Origin of the sequence: Streptomyces sp. NPDC057010 (assembly GCF_042673805.1) — a bacterium.
Lineage (GTDB): Bacteria > Actinomycetota > Actinomycetes > Streptomycetales > Streptomycetaceae > Streptomyces.
Genome location: NZ_JBHUSC010000112.1, coordinates 1 through 5,591, shown reverse-complemented (window position 1 = coordinate 5,591; position 5,591 = coordinate 1). Strand labels below are relative to the sequence as shown.

The following is a 5,591-nucleotide window of genomic DNA, read 5'->3' as shown; positions in this document are numbered from 1 at the left end:
GGGGCTGGATGGGGGCAGGCCGCACCCGAAGGCCCACGGCGGCCGGATCCAGCCCCGCCGGCGTTTGAGGCGCGGGTCCGGGCAGCGCCCGGGAAACGGAGAAAGGGCGGGGTGGGGGAAAGCCCCGCAGGGACCCGCACACGAAAACGATAGGGCAGAGTGACACCGTGAACTGGGACGACGAGACCGACGCCGAGACCGAGCGGCTGGTGGCGGCGGCAGCCGACGGCGAGGACACCGCCGTCGAAGCGGCGCTGCGCCCCAAGGACCTCGGCGAGTTCGTCGGCCAGGAGAAGGTCCGCCAGCAGCTGGACCTCGTCCTGAAGGCGGCCCGCCAGCGCGGCGCCACCGCCGACCACGTCCTGCTGTCCGGCGCACCCGGCCTCGGCAAGACCACCCTGTCGATGATCATCGCGGCCGAGATGGGCGCGCCCATCCGGATCACCTCCGGCCCCGCCATCCAGCACGCCGGAGACCTCGCCGCCATCCTCTCCTCCCTCCAGGAGGGTGAAGTCCTCTTCCTCGACGAGATCCACCGCATGTCCCGGCCCGCCGAGGAGATGCTGTACATGGCCATGGAGGACTTCCGCGTCGACGTGATCGTCGGCAAGGGGCCGGGCGCGACCGCCATCCCGCTCGAACTGCCCCCCTTCACCCTCGTCGGGGCGACCACCCGGGCCGGCCTGCTGCCGCCCCCGCTCCGGGACCGCTTCGGGTTCACCGGGCACATGGAGTTCTACGCACCCGAGGAGCTGGAGCGCGTCATCCACCGCTCCGCCCGCCTCCTCGACGTCGAGATCGACACCGACGGCGCCGCCGAGATCGCCGGCCGCTCCCGCGGCACCCCGCGCATCGCCAACCGCCTGCTCCGCCGCGTCCGCGACTACGCCCAGGTCCGGGCCGACGGCGTGATCAACCGCGAGGTCGCCGGCACCGCCCTCCAGGTGTACGAAGTGGACGCGCGCGGGCTCGACCGGCTGGACCGCGCCGTCCTGGAGGCGCTGCTCAAGCTCTTCGGCGGCGGCCCCGTCGGGCTGTCCACACTCGCCGTCGCCGTCGGCGAGGAGCGGGAGACCGTGGAGGAGGTGGCCGAGCCGTTCCTCGTACGGGAAGGGCTGCTCGCGCGCACCCCCCGCGGCCGGGTCGCGACGCCCGCCGCATGGGCTCACCTGGGGCTCGTCCCGCCCCAGCAGGGCGGCGGCGGAACAAGCGGACAACAGGGCCTGTTCGGGGCCTGACGGCGCGGAGGTTCGACCGGTCAGGAACTGCGGTGCCATGCTGGGCGTTGTTCCATCGGTGCGGACTCGCCTAGACTCCGCCGATGCCGACCCTTCAGGTCGGTGTGCCCACCCCCGTAGAAATGGCCGCTCCCCGGCGCGGCCGTGCGAAGGATCCTCGTCCCGTGAACAACATCAGCTTCTTGCTCCCGTTCATCGTGCTCATCGGGGCGATGTTCCTGATGACCCGGTCCGCCAAGAAGAAGCAGGCCCAGGCCGCTCAGATGCGCGACCAGATGACGACCGGCAGCGGCGTGCGCACCATCGGCGGCATGTACGCCACGGTCAAGGAGGTCGGCGACGACACCGTCACCCTTGAGGTGGCTCCCGGCGTCCACGCGATCTACGCGAAGAACGCCATCGGCGCCGTCCTCGAGGACGCGGAGTACAACCGCATCGTCCACGGCATCGGCGACGAGGCCGAGACGGACACCCCGGTCGTCCCCGACGACGCGTCCTCGCTGACCGAGGGCCCGAAGGCGGACCTCACGAAGGACGAGGACGCGGCCCCCAAGCTCGACCTCGGCAAGAAGGACGAAGCGCCCGAGGGCGACGAGCCCAAGGACGGCAAGGCCGACGGCGAGGCCGGCGCGAAGTAGCGCGCGGGCCCGGGACCGCGGAGCGCCTGACCGGCGGCTTCCGCGGTCCCTGCCAGTGACACTTCTGCGGGGGGCAGGGGTCCCCACCACACATTTCGTGGCCGTCCGCGCGCTGACCCGGCGCGGGGCGGTTGGACAGGGAGAAACGACAAGGTGGCAGCACCGAAGAAGGGCCGGCGGCCCACGGGGGCTCAGGGGAGGCCGGGGCGCGCCCTGGCGATCATCCTGATCGCGATGGTGGCGCTCACCGCGGGGATGTTCCTCTCCAAGCAGACGACTCCCCGGCTGGGCATCGACCTCGCCGGCGGCACGAGCATCACGCTCAAGGCCAAGAGCGAGCCGGGCAAGCCGGACGCGATCAACGAGACCAACATGAACACGGCGGTCGGCATCATCGAGCGCCGCGTCAACGGTCTCGGCGTGTCGGAGGCCGAGGTCCAGACCCAGGGCCGCGACCACATCATCGTGAACATCCCCAAGGGGACGAACGAGCAGCAGGCGCGCGAGCAGGTCGGCACCACCGCGCAGCTGTACTTCCGCCCGGTCCTCGCCTTCGCGGACGGCTCCCCGGCCGCCCCCGAGGGGACGCAGAGCCCGAGCCCCTCCGCCAGCGGCTCCGGGGCCCCCAAGGCCCAGGACGGCAAGACGCCGTCGGCAACCCCGTCGTCCAGCGCCACTTCCCAGGGCCGCGCGCTCAGCGAGGCCCTCAAGGCCCCCGCCGCGACCCCCTCGCCCTCGGCGAGCGAGTCGAAGAAGGCAGACGACGGCAAGGCCGCCCCGTCCCCGTCGGCATCCACGCCCCCGTCGGCCGACGAGGCCGCCGCGGCCGACCTGCAGGCGAAGTTCGCGGCGCTGAACTGCGCCGACGAGGCGCAGCGCGCCGCCGCCGGCAAGAACGTCAAGCCCGAGGAGCCGACGCTCGCCTGCGGCAAGCGCGGCAACGCCTGGGGCAAGTGGATCCTCGGCCCGGCCCAGGTCGCCGGTACGGACGTGAAGGACGCCAAGGGCGTCATCGACCCGCAGCGCGGTGCCTGGATCGTCACGATGCAGTTCACCGACAAGGGCGCCGACAAGTTCGCCAAGATCACCGGTGAGCTGGCCACCAAGCAGATGCCGCAGAACCAGTTCGCGATCGTGCTCGACGGCGAGGTCATCTCCGACCCGTCCGTCAGCCAGGCGCTGACCGGCGGCAACGCCGAGATCTCCGGCGGCTTCACCCAGCAGTCCGCCCAGGACCTGGGCAACATGCTCTCGTACGGCGCCCTGCCGCTCTCCTTCAGCGAGGACAGCGTCACCACCGTCACCGCCGCGCTCGGCGGCGAGCAGCTGAAGGCCGGTCTCATCGCCGGCGCGATCGGCCTGCTCCTCGTCGTGATCTACCTGCTGGTCTACTACCGGGGCCTGGCGTTCATCGCCATCATCAGCCTCCTGGTCTCCGCGATCCTCACCTACACGATCATGGCGCTGCTCGGAAAGGGCATCGGCTTCGCGCTGAACCTGCCCGCCGTCTGCGGTGCGATCGTCGCCATCGGCATCACGGCGGACTCGTTCATCGTGTACTTCGAACGCATCCGGGACGAGATCCGCGAGGGCCGCACCCTGCGTCCGGCCGTCGAGCGCGCCTGGCCGCGCGCCCGCCGCACCATCCTGGTCTCCGACTTCGTGTCGTTCCTGGCCGCCGCGGTGCTGTTCATCGTCACCGTCGGCAAGGTGCAGGGCTTCGCCTTCACGCTGGGCCTGACCACCCTGCTCGACGTGGTCGTGGTGTTCCTGTTCACCAAGCCCGTGATGACGCTGCTGGCCCGGACGAAGTTCTTCTCCAGCGGTCACCCCTGGTCCGGCCTCGACCCGAAGCGGCTCGGCGCCAAGCCGCCGCTGCGCCGGTCCCGCCGCACCGGCTCCGCCCCCGTCCCCGTCGACGCAAAGGAGGCGTGAGAGATGTCGAAGCTGGGAGATCTCGGCGCCAAGCTGTACCGCGGTGAGGTCGGCTACGACTTCGTCGGCAAGCGCTTTCTCTGGTACGGCGTTTCCATCCTGATCACCATCACGGCGATCGTGGCCCTGGCCGTCCAGGGCCTCAACATGGGCATCGAGTTCAAGGGCGGTGCCGTCTTCACCACCCCGAAGACGGCCGTCTCCGTCGCCAAGGCGACCGAGGACGCGGAGAAGGCCTCGGGCCACGACGCGATCGTCCAGGAGCTCGGCACCGGCGGCCTGCGGATCCAGATCTCCGGTCTGGACACCAACGCCGCCGCCGACGTGAAGAAGCAGCTGGCCGGCGACCTCAAGGTCACCGAGGCCGACATCAACGCGGACCTGGTCGGCCCCAGCTGGGGCGAGCAGATCGCGAACAAGGCCTGGACGGGCCTGGGCATCTTCATGGTCCTCGTGGTGATCTACCTCGCCATCGCCTTCGAGTGGCGGATGGCCGTCGCGGCACTGATCGCCCTGGTCCACGACCTCACGATCACCGTCGGCGTGTACGCGCTCGTCGGGTTCGAGGTCACTCCGGGCACGGTCATCGGTCTGCTGACGATCCTCGGTTACTCCCTGTACGACACCGTCGTCGTCTTCGACGGTCTGAAGGAGGGCTCGAAGGACATCACCAAGCAGACCCGCTGGACGTACAGCGAGATCGCCAACCGCAGCATCAACGGCACGCTGGTCCGCTCGATCAACACCACCGTCGTCGCGCTGCTCCCCGTCGGGGCCCTGCTGTTCATCGGCGGCGGTTTCCTGGGCGCGGGCATGCTGAACGACATCTCGCTGTCGCTGTTCGTCGGCCTCGCGGCCGGTGCGTACTCCTCGATCTTCATCGCGACGCCGCTGGTCGTCGACCTCAAGGAGCGCGAGCCGGCGATGAAGGCGCTGACGAAGCGGGTGCTCGCGAAGCGGGCGGCCGCGGCGGCCAAGGGCGAGTCCGCGGACGACGGCCAGGAGGCCGGCGCCGAGGGCGAGCCGCAGGTCGTGGCGCAGGGCCGGCCCGGGCGGCGCCGGTGAGCGCGGTCCTGACCGAGGACGTCCGGGCGCTGCTGCTCAGCCGGATCAAGGACGTGGCGGACTACCCGAAGCCGGGCGTGATGTTCAAGGACATCACCCCGCTGCTGGCCGACCCGAAGGCGTTCGCCGCGCTGACGGAGGCGCTGGTGGAGCTGGCCGGGCGGTACGGCGCGACGAAGATCGTCGGGCTGGAGGCACGGGGGTTCATCCTCGCGGCTCCGGTGGCCGTCCAGGCCGGGATCGGCTTCGTGCCGGTGCGGAAGGCCGGGAAGCTGCCGGGGGCGACGCTGGCGCAGTCCTACGAGCTGGAGTACGGGACCGCGGAGATCGAGGTCCACGCGGAGGATCTGGCGGCCGGTGACCGGGTCATGGTCATCGACGACGTCCTGGCGACCGGCGGCACCGCCGAAGCGTCGCTCTCGCTCATCCGGCGGGCCGGCGCGGAGGTCGCCGGGGTGGCGGTCCTGATGGAGCTGTCGTTCCTCCCGGGCCGCGCCAAGCTGGGCCCCGCCCTTGCGGGTGCCCCGCTGGACGCGCTGATCGTGGTCTGACCCCTTTCACTGCCGAGCGGCGGGTATCCGGGACCTCCCGGGTGCCCGCCGCTTTCATGTGCGGCGCCGCTGCCGGGGGCTCTGCCCCCGGACCCCCGCGCCTCAAACGCCGGCGGGGCTGGATTTGGGCTGATGCCCCTTGCCTGCTGCGGCCCGGATTGCCC

Annotated in this window: 5 protein-coding genes; all 5 read left to right on the top strand. The window is 71.2% G+C overall.

What is annotated here, in order from left to right:
- The first annotated feature begins 167 nt into the window (after window positions 1-167).
- The 5 genes from ruvB (at window position 168) to ACFTXQ_RS36270 (ending at window position 5,427) form a co-directional block, all read left to right on the top strand.
- Window positions 168-1,238, top strand: coding sequence for a Holliday junction branch migration DNA helicase RuvB (ruvB, locus tag ACFTXQ_RS36290; RefSeq protein WP_382649856.1), 1,071 nt, complete (start codon window positions 168-170; stop codon window positions 1,236-1,238).
- Window positions 1,239-1,402: 164 nt separating this feature from the next.
- Window positions 1,403-1,876: a preprotein translocase subunit YajC gene (yajC, locus tag ACFTXQ_RS36285; protein ID WP_382649853.1), complete on the top strand. Its 474-nt coding sequence runs from the start codon at window positions 1,403-1,405 to the stop codon at window positions 1,874-1,876.
- Between the two features lie 153 nt (window positions 1,877-2,029).
- Window positions 2,030-3,811 carry a protein translocase subunit SecD gene (gene secD / locus ACFTXQ_RS36280; protein WP_382649851.1) on the top strand — a complete coding sequence of 594 codons (1,782 nt, stop codon included), beginning with the start codon at window positions 2,030-2,032 and terminating at the stop codon, window positions 3,809-3,811.
- 3 nt (window positions 3,812-3,814) lie between these two features.
- Window positions 3,815-4,876, top strand: a complete 1,062-nt coding sequence (secF, locus tag ACFTXQ_RS36275; protein WP_382649848.1) for a protein translocase subunit SecF — start codon at window positions 3,815-3,817, stop codon at window positions 4,874-4,876.
- Window positions 4,877-4,884: 8 nt separating this feature from the next.
- On the top strand, window positions 4,885-5,427 hold the full coding sequence (locus ACFTXQ_RS36270; RefSeq protein WP_382649858.1) for an adenine phosphoribosyltransferase: 543 nt from the start codon (window positions 4,885-4,887) through the stop codon (window positions 5,425-5,427).
- The last annotated feature ends 164 nt before the right edge of the window (window positions 5,428-5,591 follow it).

What these genes read in the sequence shown, in the direction of transcription:
- secF (WP_382649848.1), top strand. Translation starts at nt 3,815, where the DNA reads ATGTCGAAGCTGGGAGATCTCGGCGCCAAGCTGTACCGCGGTGAGGTC.